This window comes from Neobacillus sp. FW104-15D2, from assembly GCF_058790155.1.
In genome coordinates, this window is the sequence record NZ_JBYTCJ010000022.1 from 57,082 (window position 1) to 75,380 (window position 18,299).

18 protein-coding genes are annotated in these 18,299 nt (G+C 42.0%); all 18 read left to right on the top strand.

The features are described from left to right. Positions 1-2 precede the first annotated feature (2 nt). The 18 genes from AC3WR0_RS17195 (at position 3) to lpdA (ending at position 18,270) form a co-directional block, all read left to right on the top strand. Positions 3-311: an EthD family reductase gene (locus tag AC3WR0_RS17195; RefSeq protein ID WP_492553453.1), complete on the top strand. Its 309-nt coding sequence runs from the start codon at positions 3-5 to the stop codon at positions 309-311. Next, complete coding sequence (locus AC3WR0_RS17200) at positions 304-1,080, top strand: enoyl-CoA hydratase/isomerase family protein (RefSeq protein WP_492553454.1); 777 nt, start codon at positions 304-306, stop codon at positions 1,078-1,080. The genes AC3WR0_RS17195 and AC3WR0_RS17200 overlap by 8 nt, the downstream gene beginning before the upstream one ends. 11 nt (positions 1,081-1,091) lie before the next feature. Continuing rightward, entirely contained in the window at positions 1,092-1,865 is a 774-nt protein-coding gene (locus AC3WR0_RS17205) for an enoyl-CoA hydratase-related protein (protein ID WP_492553455.1), read from the top strand. Between the two features lie 67 nt (positions 1,866-1,932). Beyond that, positions 1,933-3,450 carry an aldehyde dehydrogenase family protein gene (locus tag AC3WR0_RS17210; protein WP_492553456.1) on the top strand — a complete coding sequence of 506 codons (1,518 nt, stop codon included), beginning with the start codon at positions 1,933-1,935 and terminating at the stop codon, positions 3,448-3,450. 77 nt (positions 3,451-3,527) lie between these two features. Further along, on the top strand, positions 3,528-4,388 hold the full coding sequence (locus AC3WR0_RS17215; protein ID WP_492553457.1) for a 3-hydroxyacyl-CoA dehydrogenase: 861 nt from the start codon (positions 3,528-3,530) through the stop codon (positions 4,386-4,388). 16 nt (positions 4,389-4,404) lie between these two features. Further along, the gene (gene pcaF, locus AC3WR0_RS17220; protein WP_492553458.1) at positions 4,405-5,616 is read left to right on the top strand and encodes a 3-oxoadipyl-CoA thiolase; all 1,212 of its coding nucleotides are present in this window, start codon (positions 4,405-4,407) and stop codon (positions 5,614-5,616) included. Between the two features lie 3 nt (positions 5,617-5,619). After that, positions 5,620-6,396, top strand: a complete 777-nt coding sequence (locus tag AC3WR0_RS17225) for an enoyl-CoA hydratase-related protein (protein ID WP_492553459.1) — start codon at positions 5,620-5,622, stop codon at positions 6,394-6,396. Positions 6,397-6,498: 102 nt separating this feature from the next. Continuing rightward, entirely contained in the window at positions 6,499-7,374 is an 876-nt protein-coding gene (gene paaX / locus AC3WR0_RS17230) for a phenylacetic acid degradation operon negative regulatory protein PaaX (RefSeq protein ID WP_492553460.1), read from the top strand. A gap of 45 nt (positions 7,375-7,419) precedes the next feature. Continuing rightward, positions 7,420-8,367 carry an NAD(P)H-dependent flavin oxidoreductase gene (locus tag AC3WR0_RS17235; RefSeq protein WP_492553461.1) on the top strand — a complete coding sequence of 316 codons (948 nt, stop codon included), beginning with the start codon at positions 7,420-7,422 and terminating at the stop codon, positions 8,365-8,367. 523 nt (positions 8,368-8,890) lie between these two features. Further along, positions 8,891-9,889: an ABC transporter substrate-binding protein gene (locus AC3WR0_RS17240; RefSeq protein ID WP_492553462.1), complete on the top strand. Its 999-nt coding sequence runs from the start codon at positions 8,891-8,893 to the stop codon at positions 9,887-9,889. A gap of 90 nt (positions 9,890-9,979) precedes the next feature. Then, positions 9,980-11,011: an ABC transporter permease gene (locus AC3WR0_RS17245; protein WP_492553493.1), complete on the top strand. Its 1,032-nt coding sequence runs from the start codon at positions 9,980-9,982 to the stop codon at positions 11,009-11,011. Further along, positions 10,986-11,780, top strand: a complete 795-nt coding sequence (locus AC3WR0_RS17250; protein ID WP_492553463.1) for an ABC transporter ATP-binding protein — start codon at positions 10,986-10,988, stop codon at positions 11,778-11,780. The genes AC3WR0_RS17245 and AC3WR0_RS17250 overlap by 26 nt, the downstream gene beginning before the upstream one ends. A 25-nt stretch (positions 11,781-11,805) precedes the next feature. Then, positions 11,806-12,192 carry a thioesterase family protein gene (locus AC3WR0_RS17255; protein ID WP_492553464.1) on the top strand — a complete coding sequence of 129 codons (387 nt, stop codon included), beginning with the start codon at positions 11,806-11,808 and terminating at the stop codon, positions 12,190-12,192. 126 nt (positions 12,193-12,318) lie between these two features. Then, the gene (locus AC3WR0_RS17260; protein ID WP_492553465.1) at positions 12,319-13,464 is read left to right on the top strand and encodes a Leu/Phe/Val dehydrogenase; all 1,146 of its coding nucleotides are present in this window, start codon (positions 12,319-12,321) and stop codon (positions 13,462-13,464) included. A gap of 23 nt (positions 13,465-13,487) precedes the next feature. Then, positions 13,488-14,558: a pyruvate dehydrogenase (acetyl-transferring) E1 component subunit alpha gene (gene pdhA / locus AC3WR0_RS17265; protein WP_492553466.1), complete on the top strand. Its 1,071-nt coding sequence runs from the start codon at positions 13,488-13,490 to the stop codon at positions 14,556-14,558. Continuing rightward, on the top strand, positions 14,555-15,550 hold the full coding sequence (locus AC3WR0_RS17270) for an alpha-ketoacid dehydrogenase subunit beta (RefSeq protein ID WP_492553467.1): 996 nt from the start codon (positions 14,555-14,557) through the stop codon (positions 15,548-15,550). Before pdhA ends, AC3WR0_RS17270 begins: the two co-directional genes overlap by 4 nt. 14 nt (positions 15,551-15,564) lie before the next feature. Next, positions 15,565-16,821 (top strand): dihydrolipoamide acetyltransferase family protein, encoded by a 1,257-nt coding sequence (locus AC3WR0_RS17275; RefSeq protein WP_492553468.1) that lies wholly within the window; start codon positions 15,565-15,567, stop codon positions 16,819-16,821. Then, positions 16,822-18,270 carry a dihydrolipoyl dehydrogenase gene (gene lpdA, locus AC3WR0_RS17280; RefSeq protein ID WP_492553469.1) on the top strand — a complete coding sequence of 483 codons (1,449 nt, stop codon included), beginning with the start codon at positions 16,822-16,824 and terminating at the stop codon, positions 18,268-18,270. Positions 18,271-18,299 lie beyond the last annotated feature (29 nt).

Below are 18,299 nucleotides of genomic sequence, written 5' to 3' on the forward strand. Positions count from 1 at the left end.
AAATGATTAAAATGATCGCCCTATACAAACACCCTGAAAATAAGGAAGCTTTTGACGAGTATTATAAAAACACTCATACCCCGATTACTGCTAAAATTCCAGGTCTCCGAAAGATGGAAGTAACAAAGATAATTGGCAGCCCGATGGGGGGAGAAGGCAAATATTATTTAATGTGTGAAATGTACTATGACGATATGGCTTCCTTTAAGGCAGCCATGAAAACAGACGAGGCAAGGGCTTCCGGAAAAGATGTTATGTCCTTTGCAGGTGATCTGGTAAACCTCATGATTGGTGAGGAAGTAAATGAGTAATTATGAATTTATTGAAACAAGAGCAGAGGGCGGAATAGGTTTTATTGAACTTAACCGCCCTAAAGTTCTGAATGCACTTAATCGCGGGATGATTTCTGAGATATTGGCTGCAATGGAGGCTTATGACCGGTCTGAAGAAGTACGAGTCATTATGTTAAGCGGAAAGGGTCGCTGCTTTGCAGCTGGAGCTGATATAGATGAAATGGCCAATGCAGATTCCATCAGTATTGAAAGGTTAAATCAATTTACAGACTGGGATAGGCTTGCATGGATTAAAAAGCCTATTATCGGTGCCATTCATGGCTTTGCCCTGGGCGGAGCTTTTGAGCTGGCCTTAAGCTGCGATTTGCTTATTGCAGCAGAAGATGCTGAATTTGGTTTTCCTGAGGTAAACCTTGGAATCATGCCTGGTGCAGGCGGAACCGTCCGTCTGACAAAATTGGCTGGTAAAACAAAAGCTATGGAATGGCTATTTACTGGTAAAAGAATAACAGCTGCGGAAGCTTTGCATTATGGAATCATTAATAAGACAGTATCAAAAGAGCTGCTGCTCGAGGAAGCTGTCCGTTTTGCCAAGGCAATTGCAGCCCAGCCCCCTCTATCCATTCGGTTTATTAAGGAGTCAGTTCTTAAAGCGATTGATTCTAGTATTTATGAAGGAATGCAGTATGAGCGAAAGAATTTTTCAATGCTCTTTTCCTCGCAGGATCAAAAGGAAGGTATGAGGGCTTTTATTGAAAAAAGAAAACCTGATTTCACCGGAAGGTAGGGGATCCATTCATGTTTGAGACAGTTACATATGAGGTGCGCGGCAATACGGCATGGCTGACATTGAATCGACCGGAGAAGCTAAATGCCTTTAATGCGCAATTAAACAAAGATGTCCAAAAAGCAGTAAAAGAAGCTTCAAAAGATCCAAATATCAGGGTAATAGTTTTAACTGGCGCCGGAAGGGCCTTTTGCTCTGGGCAGGATCTTGAAGGTGTTGATGAACAAACGAATCTTGGTGATGTACTCAGAACACTTTATAATCCAATGGTTCTGGAGATTGAGAAATGCGAAAAGCCAATCATTGCTGCGGTTAACGGTGTTGCGGCAGGGGCGGGAATGAGTCTGGCGCTTGCCTGCGACTTTAGAATTGCTTCTGATAAAGCAAGCTTTCTTCAAGCGTTTATCCATGTCGGACTGATTCCGGATGCGGGTAATCTTTACTTTCTTCCACGTCTGGTTGGCCATGCGAAGGCTCTTGAACTTGCTGTACTTGGCGAAAAAATTCCGGCTGAAGAAGCCCTTCGTCTTGGCCTGGTTACCAGGCTAGCTCCAGCTGATTACTTCCTGGAAGAAACAGCTGCTTTTGCAGAAAGGCTCGCTGCCATGCCAACAAAGGCAATAGGCTTGATCAAACGGAACTTAAAAGCCAGCTGGCATGAAAATCTTGAAGAATTTCTGGAAAGAGACGCTCAGGGCCAGAGGATCGCCGGACAAACAGAGGACCACCGCGAAGGTGTTGAAGCCTTCCTATCCAAAAGAAAGCCTGTTTTCAGAGGGAGATAGATTAAAACAATCATAGTTGAAACCTTTTCTTGCAATCTAAATGAACAATCCAAAGGAGCTGATTTATTTGTCAACTGTAAAGGATAAAAAGCTGGAACCAATGGAAACAAAAAGAGAATTCTATCAACTGATTATTAATGGCGAAAGAACCGAGAGTATAACAGGGGGAACTTTTACCACTTACAATCCTGCTACAGGGGAAGCTGTTGCAACTGTAGCAAAGGCTTCAACAGAGGATGCAGAGAAAGCAGTAAGAGCTGCCAGAAATGCTTTTGATTTTGGAAAGTGGCGCACTTCACCTGTAAACAAGCGCTCCCGTACTTTAAATAAAATTGCAGGAATTATGCGCTCCAGGTTCAATGAATTAGTAGAATTGGAGATTCTGGATACTGGTAAGTCCCTCGCAGCTGCCCAGGGACAGGTTATGCAGGCGATAGAGGATTTCGAATTCTACGCAGGTGCAATTGTGAGTCACCGGGGGGCAGTTAATAGCATGCCAGGTGCTTTTCAGAACATTACTGAAAAAGAACCTGTTGGTGTATGTGCCCAAATCATTCCCTGGAATTATCCATTAATGATGGCGGCATGGAAGATTGCTCCAGCAATTGCTGTAGGCTGTTCGGTTATTGTGAAGCCAGCTTCATTAACCCCGCTGACTGCAATTGTACTAGGTGAAATCTGTATTGAAGCCGGAGTGCCTGAGGGTGTCGTAAATATTATTCCTGGAGCAGGATCAGAAGTGGGTAACTATCTGGTTGAACACAAGCAGGTTGATAAGGTAGCGTTTACTGGCTCAACTCCTATCGGAAAGGATATTATGGGAAAGGCTTCCCAAACGCTAAAAAGAGTAACCCTAGAGCTTGGGGGTAAATCACCGAATATTGTTTTCGAAGATGCTGATCTGGATGCGGCTGTAGATGGTTCGCTGTTTGGAATTTTTTATAACAGCGGACAATCGTGTGAAGCCCGCTCCCGTTTATATGTACAGGAAACTATTTATGATGCTTTTATGGAGAAGTTTATTGCAAAAACAAAGAAACTGAAACTGGGTAATCCTTTTGAAAAGGATACCCATGTTGGTGCCATTATTGATAGAAAACAGCTTGAGGTTATTGATGGTTATGTTCAATCTGCCATTAAAGACGGTGCTGAAATTGCTGCAGGGGGTAAAGAGGCTTCTGTGGAAGGCTACGAAAATGGATTCTGGTATGAACCAACCATCATTACCAATGTAAATCACGAAATGAAGGCAGTCAGAGAAGAAATCTTTGGCCCGGTTGTTGTTGTCATGAAATTCCGTGATGAAAAAGAAGTGATTGGACTGGCAAATGATAGCGAGTATGGCTTGGGTTCAGCAATCTGGACAAAGGATTATGGAAGGGCAACTTGTGTTTCAAAGCAAATCCAGGCCGGTATTGTGATGGTGAATTGTCCATTTTCAGCCTTCCCGGGAACACCGTTTGGCGGCTACAAACAGTCAGGCTTTGGACGTGAACTTTGTGTGGAAACACTGGATCTTTATACTGAAACAAAAAGTGTCATTTCCTACTATGGAGGCCGTCCGCTGAATCCTTTTGGAATTTAACACAAGACGGTTTAGACATTTGCGAGCACCAATTATGCTGGTGCTCGCCATATTTTTTTATGAAGGTGGCTTTGAATATGCAAAAAGTAACTGTAATTGGTTCTGGTGTAATGGGCAGAGGTATCGCATATGTATGTGCTGCTGGAGGATTTGATGTCACTCTTGTCGATATAAAACAAGAGCAGCTGGACAATGCAGAAAAAGAAATTTTGTCGATTATGGAAAAGGGAATGGCAAGAGGGAAAATAACCGTAAGCAAAAGAAACCGGACTATTAATCACTTAAACTACTCTATCGATCTGGAAGATGCAGCAGGAAATTCGGATTTAGTTATCGAAGCAGTACCTGAAGTCCTTTCTATAAAAAAAACTATATTTGAAACTATTGATAAGTTTGCTCCTGAAAATTGCCTTTTTGCTACGAATACGTCAACAATGAGTCCAACCGAAATTGGCTCCTTTACCAAGAGGCCTGATAAGGTAATTGCTATGCATTTTTTCAATCCTGTCCATAAAATGAAGCTTGTCGAAATCATTCGCGGGCTTGAAACAAGCGACAGTAAAGCAGAAGCAATTCGCATAGCAGCAGAAAGAATGGAAAAAGAAACAGTCGTGGTTAATGAATTTCCTGGTTTTGTAACTAGCAGGATCAGTGCCCTGGTGGGAAATGAAGCCTTTTATATGCTTCAGGAAGGAATAGGAACACCTGAAGAAATAGATAAGGCAATCAGGCTTGGATTAAATTATCCAATGGGCCCATTTGAACTTGGAGATCTTGTTGGGCTTGATACCCGCCTGAATAATTTAAAGTATCTCCATGAAAAGCTTGGGGAAAAGTACCGTCCTACTCCGCTCTTGGAACAATACGTCAAAGCGGGAAGACTTGGGCGAAAAACAGGGCGGGGCGTTTATGATTATCGGCAAAATCAAGGAGAATAAATAAGGGGGAATTTTGATGAGGGAAGCTGTTTTTGTAGATGCTGTAAGGACACCAATAGGCAGGTATAAAGGTGCTTTAAAAAGCGTACGCCCGGATGACCTTGGTGCTGTGGTTATAAAGGCCTTAATCGAACGAAATCCGGGAATTAATCCTTTAAGGATTGAAGAAGTCGTATTCGGATGTGCAAACCAGGCGGGAGAGGACAACCGGAATGTGGCACGCATGTCAGCCCTATTAGCGGGACTGCCAGTAGAAATAGGAGCTGTAACCGTTAACCGTCTCTGCGGATCAGGTCTTGATGCAGTTAATTATGCAGCAAGAGCTATTCTGGCCGGAGAAGGCGAGGTATTTATTGCTGGCGGCACTGAAAGTATGACCCGGGCTCCGATGGTAATGGCAAAACCAGCATCTGAATTTCCAAGGGGCAATATGGAACTCTTTGATACAACAATTGGCTGGAGATTTATTAATCCAGCTTTACAAGAGATGTATGGAACTGACAGCATGCCTGAAACAGCCGAAAATGTGGCCAGAGAGTTTGGAATCAGCAGGGAGAACCAGGATGAATTCGCATATTTAAGCCAGAAGAGAGCCATGGCTGCAATAGAATCCGGACGTTTTAAGGAAGAACTTGTCCCTGTAAGTATAAAAGGAAGAAAAGGAGAAGTAACAATTTTTGCCCAGGATGAGCATCCCCGTCCTGAAACTTCTCTTGAAAAGCTATCTAAACTAAAACCACTATTTGAAAATGGCACAGTTACCGCTGGGAATGCTTCTGGTGTAAATGACGGGGCATCTGCCTTAATGCTTGCAGATCATGAAGCGGCTAAGGAAATGGGACTTACACCTCTGGCCAGATATGTTACTTCAGCAACAGCAGGACTGGAACCCCGAATCATGGGCGTTGGCCCAATATACGCGGTTAGAAAAGCTCTTAAAAGAGCCCATCTTTCAATTGAGGATATAGGTCTTGTTGAATTGAATGAAGCTTTTGCTTCCCAGTCGCTTGCCTGTATTAAGGAACTCGGCTTTGATCCAGAAAAAGTGAATGTAAGCGGTGGTGCTATTGCCTTTGGGCATCCTCTCGGAGCAAGTGGGGCACGAATTCTAACAACGCTGATTCATGAAATGAAAAAACGGGGAGTCAGATACGGACTTGCCACCATGTGTGTAGGAGTAGGACAGGGAATTGCGACCATAGTTGAAAACATGAACTGGGAGGCATAAAGTATGAGCCATATTAGGCTGGAAACAAAAGGCCAAATAGCTTTTCTTACCATTAACCGTCCTAAATCTCTAAATTCCTTTAATTATGAAGCACTTGTTGAATTGGGGAAAAAAGTAGATATACTTCACAGCACAAGGGAAGTAAGAGCCATCATCATAACTGGTGAAGGCGATAAAGCCTTCAGTGCCGGTGCGGACCTTAGGGAAAGAAAAGGTCTGGGAGAAGCAGAGGTACGGCGAAATGTAAAAAAAATACGAGATGTATTTAACAGTATAGCCCAGCTGCCACAGCCAACTATTGCTGCTGTTAATGGGTATGCCCTGGGAGGGGGCTTTGAACTGGTGCTGGCATGTGACTTTAAAATTGCGGCAGAACACGCCAAAATGGGACTAACGGAGGTAAGCTGGGGTATCATTCCCGGAGCTGGGGGTACACAGCGATTAACTAGACTTATTGGAGAGATGAAGGCAAAGGAGCTAATTTTTACAGCAAGGAAAATAAATGCACATGAAGCCTTTCATTGTGGAATTTTAACCAAGGTTGTATCAAAAAATAGTCTTATACCGTGTTGTCTGTTACTTGCAGAAGAGATAATTCAAAATGCTCCTCTTGCTGTAGCACAAGCAAAATATGCCATTCAGTATGGTGCAGACCATGATATACAGACCGGTCTCGCTTTTGAAGCCAATGCTTATGAGGTTATAATTCCTACCCGCGACAGAATTGAAGCCCTTGAAGCATTCAATGAAAAACGGAGGCCAGTTTTCATAGGCAAGTAAAATTAATTATTCTAAAAGTATTTTCGCCAACTTATCCCATTTCTAGTAAAATAGAAGCTGGTCTTTACAAGAATTTTTCAAACGAAAAGGATGTTATGATACGTGAATACCAGATCAATGATCTTTACATTATATGGCGATTATATATCTCACTATGGCAATAAAATATGGATTGGCAGCCTGATTCGGCTGCTTGAAGAATTTGGCCATAACAGCCAATCCGTCAGAGCAGCCATTTCAAGAATGAACAAACAGGGTTGGGTACAGGCTGAGAAGTCTGGCAATAAAAGCTACTATTCCCTAACAGAGCGGGGGATTAAAAGGATACAGGAAGCCGGTAATAGAATTTTTAAATTAAAGCCCGAGAATTGGGATGGTAAATGGCGGATTCTCATGTATACCATCCCTGAAGAAATCCGCAGTGTACGGGACGAACTCCGAAAGGAACTGATATGGAGCGGATTTGGAACACTATCGAATAGCTGCTGGATTTCCCCAATCAGTCTTGAAAAGCAGGTCTATGATTTGATTGAGAAATATGAAATAAAGCCGTATATTGATTTTTTTATTGCCGAATATGACGGCCCTTATCAAAATAATAGCCTTGTAAGCAGAGCTTGGAATCTAGAAGAAATTAATGATAAATACAGACAGTTTATTAGCGAATACAGCCAGAAATATATTATTGATAGAGGTAAATTAAACAAGGGCCAGATGACTGATGCGGAATGCTTTGTTGAAAGAGCAAAACTCGTACATGAATATCGTAAATTCCTATTTTTTGATCCAGGCCTGCCAGAAAAGCTTCTTCCCGAAGAATGGCTGGGCAACCATGCAGCTTCACTCTTTTCCAATTACTATAAAGAACTCGCCGAGCCTGCATCCAGATTCTTCGAAGGGGTTTTCAGGGATGGCAACGAACTAGAGGAAAAAGATTCTTCATATAATATGATGGACCATCCTTATATTACTGACTGATAATATCATTCTATAAACCCTTTTTAAACGGAGGGAGGGACTTTTATGAACTTATTAACCGAGGCACTAAATATCAGGTATCCCATCTTTCAGGGAGGGATGGGGAATATCAGTAATAGTATTTTAACTGCAGCTGTTTCCAACGCCGGGGGTCTTGGAACAATAGGTGCTGGAACCATGGACCCAAATCAGGTTGAAAAAATAATCCTAGAGACTAAAAAGCTTACAGACAAACCTTTTGCTCTAAACCTGGCATTAAGTATTTCCCCCTATATTAAAGAAATGCTCTCGCTTGCAATCAAATACTCGGTACCGGCTGTTTCGCTATCTGCAGGAAATCCTGCTCCTTACATACCAAAGCTTCATAAACATAACATAAAAGTTATTACGGTAACTGCCTCTGTCAGACAGGCGGTGAAAGCTGCGGAGGCAGGGACGGATATTATTGTAGCAGAGGGTTATGAGGCAGCGGGAATAAACTCTCCTTATGAAACCACTACTTTGACATTAATCCCACAAATCGTAAAAGCAGTAAATGTACCGGTTGTGGCAGCAGGAGGGATTGCTGATGGCTGTGGCCTAGCAGCCATGCTAATGCTCGGAGCACAAGGTGTTCAAATGGGAACACGGTTCATTGCAACTAAGGACGCGCCCTTTCATCCAAATTATAAGGAAAAAATTCTCACCGCTGGAGATACAGAAACGGTTATTGTTGGGAGGTCTGTCGGCAGAATTCGAAGGGTAATCAAAACTCCGTATTCAGAAAAACTTTTACTATCAGAAAAACACGGAGTTTCTCTTGAAGAATTTAATAGTTTAACAACAGAGGATATTCATAAAGTAGGAGCTATAGAAGGAAACGGAGAACAGGGATTTATGAACAGCGGGCAAATCTCGGGGTATATTGATGATCTGCCCACTGTTTCAGATTTACTGGATAGCATGATGGCGGAGGCAAGTTCGCAAATAAAGAAAATCTCAAATATTTTTTAACAGGAAGCAGAAAATAACTGCTTCTTTTTTTTGAAGAAACTATGAGCAAAAATAGACGAGACACTGCGAAAATGCTTTCGCATTTTCTTCGTGCGGTGACGGTTTACCGATGCACTCTCAACGTCTCGCAGGAAAGCAAGCCAGGCAGTCGTTAGCGACCGAGGAGGCGTGCCGAAGCAGCCAACCTTCAGCTCGTCGCAAAGCGTCTATACACAGATGTTTATCAAGAAGTATTTACAGGCAGTAGTTTGATTTACCTGTGGAAATCGAGTCCATTTTTGTTTTTAAAACAACAAAGTTTACGAAAAGAGCCTTCTTGATAAAAGGCAATTAAAATCCCACTTGCACTTTATGGTTTTATTGATATAATTTTATAAATATATCAAATTTTTAGAATATTATTGACTTTAAGAATAATAAAGTGATAGTATAACGATATATTTACGGTGTCTATATTACATATCATACGATACCGGTTTGTATTACATAATGACAGTCCATTAATAAAAAGAGGGGGATTTTAATGAAAAAACATGTTCGGTCGTTTTCGATTGTTTTGGCCGGAATGCTTCTTCTTGCAGGTTGTGGGAGCAAAGAAACTTCGGGAGGTTCAAAAAAAGAAGCATCCGAAAAAGAATTTAAAATTGGAATCACTCAATTTGCCGAGCATCCATCTCTTGATGCCGCAACGGATGGTTTTAAAAAAGCGCTTGAAGATAAGGGGATCAAGGCTAAGTTTGACGAGCAAAATGCACAGGCAGACATGAATAACACACAGACGATCGCTAATAACTTTGTGGGGAACAAAGTTGATTTGATTTTTGCCAATGCCACTCCTAGTGCGGTTAGTGCTTTGAATGCCACTAAGGATATTCCAATCCTGTTTACTTCGGTTACAGATCCTGTTGGAGCGGGACTGGTAAAATCCTTTGATAAGCCTGGCAAGAACATTACAGGAACAACAGATAATCATCCTGAAGCAACAGGTAAAACCATTAACTTTATTACGGATGAAGTGAAAGCCAAGAAAATTGGTGTTGTTTATAATTCCGGGGAACAAAATTCGGTCGTACAGGTGAAAGCAGTAAAGGAACTGGCAGAGAAAAAAGGGGCTAAGCTTGTAGAGGTTTCTGTTTCTACATCTGCAGAAGTGAAGCAGGCAGCAGAATCTTTAGTTGGTCGTGTTGATGCTATTTATATTCCTACTGATAATACAGTTGTTTCTGCCCTTGAGACAGTTATTTCGGTTGCTAATAGCAAGAAGATTCCGCTCTTTGTAGGGGAGCTAGATTCAATGAAACGCGGTGCGGTTGCAGCAAGCGGATTCAGCTATTATGACCTTGGATATCAAACCGGGTTAATGGCAGCAGATATACTTAGCGGTAAAAAGAAACCTTCCGAAATTCCGGTTGAACTTCCAAAAAGCCTGAAGCTCGTAATTAATAAAAAAGCAGCTGAGGCACAGGGCTTAAAAGTAAATCCGGATTGGGAGAAACTTGGAGAGTTTTACGACGGTAAGTAATTATAAGTAAGCGGGCGGATGAGGGTTAATACCTATCCGCCCCTAATCCATGTCTTTAAGATTTAAAATCCAAAAGAGAGGATGATGAAATTGTTTACAGCCATTTTTGGATCCTTCGAATCAGGAATCATCTACGCAATTATGGCACTAGGTGTCTATCTATCCTTTCGAATCCTTGATTTTCCCGATCTAACGGTCGATGGAAGCTTTGTAACTGGAGCGGCAATTGCGTCGATTATGATGGTCAACGGCACAAACCCTTTTATTGCCACCATTTTCGCTTTAATTGCTGGATTTTTGGCAGGCTGTCTGACTGGTATTCTCCATACCATTGGGAAAATTAATGCCCTTTTATCTGGTATTTTAATGATGATCGCCCTGTATTCGGTTAATCTCCGGATTATGGGAAGATCCAATATACCTTTATTAAACACTGATACGGCTTTTACAAGTGTAAGCCGACTATTTCAAAAAACAGGTATTGATTCTTTTTTTAATAATCTTTTAACCTCAATAGGTCTTGGCGATAGCCTGCCTGAAACATGGGGAATCCTCATTTTTATGATTATCGTCACATTCCTGATTAAATGGTTTACCGATTGGTTCTTAAACACCGAAATTGGGCTTGCTGTCCGTGCTACCGGCGATAACAAGCGTATGATTCGGAGCCTTTCTGCGAATACGAATCTGCTGATTATTCTTGGACTGGGGATTTCTAACGCATTAGTTGCTTTCTCAGGGGCTCTTATCGCCCAGCAGGGAGGATTTGCTGATGTGGGAATGGGAATTGGGATGATCATCATTGGCCTTGCTTCTGTCATTATCGGGGAAGCACTTTTTGGCACAAAAACGATTGCCCGTACAACACTTGCAGTTATTGGCGGTTCGATCATTTATAGAATTGTGGTCACTCTGGCGCTGAGAATTGAATTCCTGAATCCCGGTGATATGAAAATGATTACGGCCGCTATCGTCATTATTGCCCTGACGGCTCCGAAAATTATTGAAGGATCAAAGGAAAGAAAAAGAAAAGCACGCAGGAAAATAGAGCGAATGAATATTGTTCCTATCCCAGCCGACCGAAAGGGGGATAATCATGCTGCAATTAAATCAAATTCATAAGGTGTTTAATGAAGGAACCCCTGATGAAAAAATGGCGATCGATCATGTGAATTTGTCTCTGAAACCTGGTGACTTTGTTACTGTTATCGGAAGCAATGGGGCCGGAAAGTCTACATTAATGAATATTATTTCTGGTGTTCTTATTCCTGATGTAGGTGAAATCCACCTTGATAGCAAAAACGTTACGAATATGACCGAGTACAACAGGTCTAAACTAATCGGCCGGGTATTCCAGGACCCTATGGCAGGAACTGCACCAACGATGACAATTGAAGAAAACTTAGCAATGGCATATTCCCGAAATAAGACAAGAACCTTTCGGCGTGGTGTGACAAGAAGCAGACGGGAGTTTTTTAAGGAAGTATTGGCATCTCTGCATTTAGGTCTTGAAAATCGCCTAACCGCAAAGGTTGGACTTTTATCAGGCGGAGAACGCCAGGCTCTATCTTTGCTAATGGCTACCTTCACGGAACCGGCCATCCTTCTTCTTGATGAACATACAGCAGCCCTAGACCCGTCAAGAGCCGAGTTGATCACAAACCTGACAAGGGAAATTGTTGATCGGTATAAGTTAACTACTATGATGGTAACTCACAACATGCAGCAGGCAATTGATCTGGGAAACAGGCTGATTATGATGGATAAGGGACAAATCATTTTTGAGGTTGATGAAGAAGAAAAGAAAAAATTAACCATTGAAACCTTACTCCTGGAATTTCAAAGGATTCGTGGAGTCCAAATGGCGAATGACCGGGCAATTTTATCATAAATATCTATTAATATAGGAGTTTACGATGAAACCAGGAATTAATGTTGGTCAGTCTATTAGTATTGAAGTGGAAGTTACAGAGGAAATGTTTCCCTGCTTTGAAGGAAAGCTTGTACATCCTGTTTTTTCGACTGCTTCTTTGGTCCATCATATGGAGTGGGCATCAAGGCTTTTGCTTCTGCCTTACCTTGAGGAAGGGGAAGAAGGCATGGGTGCTTCTGTAAATGTTAAACATTTAGCTCCTTCCATTTTAGGTGAGCGGGTGTGCATATCAGCAGAAATCAAAAGTGTAACAGTCAATTCGCTAATAACCGAAGTACGGGCCGAAACCCAAAAAGGAATTATTGGCACTGGCGAGGTGAAGCAGGTCATCCTGCTAAAAAGCAAAATTTATGAATTATTAAAACCATAATCTGTTAGAAAAAAAGAAACAGCCTTTTAGGTTTGTTTCTTTCGTATTTTAATAGGAATAATTTACTTTAAAGCGGCAAAGCAATATGGATTAATTTTTAAATAATGGTTTTGGAGGCAAAGAAAAATGAAAGCGTTATCATCCTTTAAGGGAGAGAAAACAAGCATGGATATCTTTCAAAAAATCAGCGAACATGAACAGGTTGTTTTTTGTAATGATGAGGCTACTGGCCTAAAAGCAATTATTGCGATTCACAGTACACAATTGGGTCCTGCTCTCGGTGGCTGCCGAATGCTGCCCTATAAATCAACCGAGGGAGCTCTCGAGGATGTTCTAAGACTCTCCAGGGGAATGACCTATAAATGTGCCGCTTCGGATGTTGACTTTGGCGGTGGCAAGTCAGTCATTATCGGAGATCCAACCAAGGATAAAAGCCCGGAATTATTTAGGGCTTTCGGACAGTTCGTTGACTCTTTAAACGGGAGCTTTTACACGGGAACAGATATGGGAACCAGCCCTGAAGACTTTGTCCATGCCATGAAGGAAACTCATTGTATTGTAGGGGTTGATGAAGCTTATGGCGGAAGCGGTGACTCCTCCGTTCCAACTGCACTGGGGGTTATCTATGGAATCCAGGCGACAAATCGTGCCATTTGGGGATCCGATACCCTCGCTGGAAGAAGCTACTCCATCCAGGGCCTTGGAAAAGTCGGATTCAAGGTTGCAGAGCAACTGCTTGATGCAGGGGCAGATTTATATGTGACAGATATTAATCCTGATGCTATTGACCGGCTATCAGAAAAAGCAAAGTCCATGGGAGCCAGCATAAAGGCAGTAAATAGTGATGAAATTTATTCTGTACCGGCAGATGTTTTCGTACCTTGTGCACTTGGCGGAATTATTAACGATGACACCATCCCCCTGCTAAAGGTTACGGCAATTGCAGGTTCGGCTAATAATCAGCTGCTGGAACTTAGACATGGCAAAATGCTGCAAGCTAGGGGAATTTTATATGCACCGGATTATATCGTTAATGCAGGAGGATTAATACAGGTAGCTGATGAGCTGTATTCTCCAAATAAAGAGAGAGTTCTTCAAAAAACGAGGGCTATTTATGAAACTCTTACAGATGTTTACCGTCATGCAGAGGCAGATGGTAAAACCACAGTTGAAGCAGCAAATTATTTTTGTGAAAGCAGAATTGCTGCCAGAGTAAAAAGAAATAGCTTTTTCTCTCATACAAAGCGACCTAAATGGTCGGTCCGTTCTTAAATCATTGAAAGTAAGGTGATCAAATGGAAACCAGCTTTCCGATTATACAAATGATCGACCAAAACGGCAATATTACAAAAGAACAATATCACGACCAGATTACAGAGGATTTAATAAGAAGTTTTTATAAGCATATCATCCGTATGCGACTTTTCGACAGGAAAGCAATCAGCCTGCAAAGACAGGGAAGAATTGGCACATATGCCCCTTTTGAAGGACAGGAGGCGGCCCAGGCAGGCAGCGCTCATGCTTTAAAGAAAGACGACTGGTTATTTCCAACCTACCGTGACCACGGTGCAGCTATGGTTTTCGGACATTCTTTAAGGCAAATCCTGCTGTTCTGGAACGGTAGAAATGAGGGCTGTATCCCGCCTGAAGGAAAGAAGATTTTCCCTCCCGGAATTCCGATTGCTACTCAAATTCCTCATGCAGCCGGTGCGGCATATGCAGAAAAGTTAAAAGGGAACAAAAATGCTGCCATTGTTTATTTTGGTGACGGCGCTACTTCCGAAGGAGATTTTCATGAAGGATTAAACTTTGCCAGTGTCGTAAAAGCTCCAGTTGTCTTTTTTAATCAAAATAATGGCTATGCCATTTCTGTTCCTATAGAAAAACAAATGAATTCAAAAACCATTGCCCAAAAGTCTCTTGCCTATGATATTCCCGGAGTAAGAGTGGATGGAAATGATGTGTTCGCTGTTTACTTTGAAACCTTAATTGCACTAGAAAGAGCCCGAAGCGGTCAAGGGCCTACTTTAATAGAAGCTGTAACCTGGAGGAAGGGGGCCCATACCACTGCTGACGACCCCTCAAAATACAGGAATCAGGGAGAAAGTAAAATTTTCCAGGAACAAATGGATCCTTTGAAAAGATTAGACCGATTAATGAAAAATAAAGGGATTTATAACGAGGAATGGATTAAGTCGATTGAAGAAGAAGCAAGCAGAGAAATTGATCAGGCTGTATTGGATATGGAAGCGTTCCCTCCCCCTGATCCGGCCACAATTTTTGATTACGTTTTCGCTGAACTGGTCTGGCCACTTCAAAAGCAAAAAGAAGAATACCTTGCCTTGATAGGTGGTGGAATAGAATGAGCACGGCAACAGGAACGAAAACTTTGACCTTCATCCAGGCAGTAAACGATGCCTTGGCGATTATGCTTGAAGATAATTCAAATGTCATCCTTATGGGTGAAGATATCGGTAAAAACGGGGGGGTTTTTCGAGCAACAGACGGCTTACAGGAAAGGTTCGGAGAGATAAGGGTAATGGACACACCATTAAGTGAGGCTGGTTTTATTGGAGCCGCTATAGGGATGGCCGTTAATGGTTTTATTCCTATCACCGAAATTCAATTTCTTGGATTTATTTATCCCGCATACGAACAAATCATGACACACGCTTCCCGTCTTCGGATGAGAACATTAGGGCATTTCACTGTACCTATGGTTATCCGCGCGCCTTATGGTGCGGGTGTCAGAGCACCAGAAATCCATTGTGACAGTACGGAAGCTCTATTTACCCATATGCCGGGAATTAAGGTGGTCTGCCCTTCTTCACCGGCCGATGCTAAAGGATTGCTGATCGCTGCAATTGAGGATCCTGATCCTGTTCTTTTCCTTGAACCAATGAGGTGTTACCGGTCAGTCAGGGAGGAAGTTCCAGAAGGAAAATATACTATTGAAATCGGAAAAGGCAAAAAGCTGGTCGAGGGCTTCGATGTTACTCTTCTCACCTGGGGTGCAATGGTTCCGCCAGCCATCAAAGCAGCAGAGGAAATGAAAGAAAAAGGGATTAGCTGCGAGGTAATCGATTTAAGAACACTTTATCCGCTCGACCGCGATATTATTGCGGAATCTGTCCAGAAAACAGGGAGGACCGTCATTGTCCATGAGGCCCATGGGACAGGAGGAGTGGGGAATGACATTATGTCGATTATCAATGACACCTCTTTTCTTTATCAAAAAGCACCGGCTGAAAGAGTTACAGGCTTCGATGCACCAGTACCTTACTTTGGATTCGAGGACCATTACCTGCCGAATGCCAAACGTATCGTTCATGCAATTGAAAAAGTAATTCGCTTTTAAGGAGGTGAACCAAGTTGGAAGTTAAACTGCATGATATTGGAGAAGGCATGACAGAGGCTGATATCAACTGTTTTCTCGTAAAGCCGGGAGACATGGTAAAGGCAGATGATCCCCTTCTTGAAGTACAAACCGACAAAATGACAGCAGAAATCCCCTCGCCAGCCTCAGGAAGAGTAGGTGCCTTTAAGGTGATAGAAGGGCAGACGGTTAAGGTGGGAACAACATTATTAATTCTTGAAATAGCTGATGCATCAGGAGTAAATCAGCCAGCCATTCCATTACCTGAAAAAACATCTTTTCACCAGGAGGTATTAGAAACATCAAATGGTGTTCTAAATAATTGTAACCAAATAAAAGATAAAAGAATTCTTGCGTCTCCATTTACTAGAAAGATAGCAAGGGACAATAAAGTAGAAATTGAAAAAATCCAGGGAACTGGGCCGGCAGGGAGGATTACTGACGAGGATGTATACCAGTACATCAGCCAACATAACGAAGAAAAACAAAAGGAAGAATTATATGTCACTGTCATAAAGGAAAAACCGGAAATTGTGTCAGAAAAAGAAGAGAAGAACACGGACAATACACTGCCTTTCCGTGGCCGCAGAAAACAAATAGCAAGGAAAATGCAACATTCTGTTTACACAATACCCCATTGTACGCATTTTGAGGAAGTAGATGTAACAGAATTGATCCAGTTCCGGGAAGAGTTAAAGAAAGATAAAGAAAACATTTCAGCTACTGTATTTTTCATGAAAGCATTGTCTGTTTGCCTAAAGAAATACCCGATTTTTAATGCCGTGCTGGAGGAAGAGAAAGAAAGGATTAGGCTTTTAACTGAGCACCATATTGGTGTTGCAGTTGATACTGAAGATGGCTTGATTGTACCCGTTGTAAAAGATATCGACAAAAAGTCACTTCGCGAAATACATCAGGAAATGAAGGATCTAACCCAGAAAGCCTTAAGGGACCAGTTAACTATTCATGATATTTCAGGAGGAACTTTTACCATCAGTAATGTAGGTCCTTTGGGGGGAAGCCTTGGGGCAACGCCTATTATCCAGCATCCACAGGTTGCATTGGTTTCATTTCATAAAACAAAAAAAATGCCGGTAGTAATGGAGGATGACCAGATTGCTATTCGTTCTGTTATGAACATTTCGATGTCCTTTGATCATCGTGTTGCAGACGGGGCAACAGCAGTAAGGTTTACGAATCTATTCTCGCAGTATATTAAAAACCCTAAAAAGCTTTTACTGGAGTTGATTTAAATGGTCGTTGGAGAAATGGCCCATGAACGTGATTTGGTCATTATTGGCGGCGGCCCAGGGGGCTATCATGCAGCTATTCGGGCTTCCCAGCTCGGCCAAAAAGTTACTCTCATTGAAAAGGAAGAACTCGGAGGAATCTGTCTAAATAAAGGCTGTATTCCTTCGAAGCTTCTGGCGGCCCAGGCGAAAAAACATCGGGAAATTTTAAGTGCGGGCAATATGGGTTTTGAAATTAGTCATTTGAAAATAAATATGGAAAAGCAGGCCTCTAATCGGAAGAAAGTAATGGATCAGTTGAAAAAAGGGATTGAGGCACTTTGCCAGGCTAACAAAGTAGAGCTCCTTAAAGGAAGTGCATATTTTTTATCAGCTGATCGAATTGGAGTAGAGAATGGTGACAGTTTTGAGGTTTACCGGTTTAAAAATGCCATTATTGCCGCAGGAGCAAAACCTGATGTGACTCCGAGCATCTCTTTTGACGGGAAAAGAATACACAATCAGTGGACGATTTCTTTTTTAGATCAAATTCCTGCACATCTTGCGATATATGGAAGTGACGTAAATGCGCTGGAAATAACTGCGGCCTACAGAGCCTTGGGTTCTGAGGTAACCCTTTTGCTTGAAAAAGGAAAAAATGATTTTGGCTTTGATTCAGCGATATCCAAAGAAATAAAAAGAATTTTTAAGAAGGAAAAAATTACGATTCTTAAAGATTCTGAGATACAAAGTACTAAAACAGACCAGGAAGGTGTAATACTTACCTATAAATCTGGCAGTGAGGAAAGAACTCTTACTTGCACCCATTTATTTATTTCATCAAAAAACAAGCCAAATACGTATGATATTGGCGCAGACCGGCTTGGAATAGCAATGAACTCGGCAGGATTCATTCAGGCAGACCGGCAGTGCCGAACTTCAATGCCAAATATATATGCTATTGGAGATATAACTGAGGGTCCTCCTCTGGCAATTAAGGCAATCAGTCAGGGTAAAGCTGCAGCAGAAGCAATCGCTGGACTCTCTCCTGAGATCGACTTGCGCTTTATGCCTATAGTAGTTCATACATTCCCGCCTATTGCTACAGTGGGATTAACTGAGGAAGAGGCTGCAGAACAGGGACTTAATATAAAAATCGGCCAATTTCCACTTATGTCGAACGGTTATTCTACCCTGTCCGGAAAAAAAGAAGGGTTTATAAAAGTAGTTTCCGAGTTTGATACTCATTTAATTCTTGGTATCCATATGATTGGTGAAGGGGCACTTGAATTAATCACAGCTGGAACTATTGCCCTTGAAATGGGAGCAAGGGATGAAGATTTAACTTTCCCTCTCTATCCTCATCCAAGTATCAGCGAGGCAGTGTTAGAAGCTGCCGAAATGCTGAATGGAAAGGCAATACACATTCCGCCGAAGCCAAAAAGTGAAAAGATGAAAGTAAAGTTTCTTTAATACAGAAAAGCGTTTTAGCTTTAGAACGA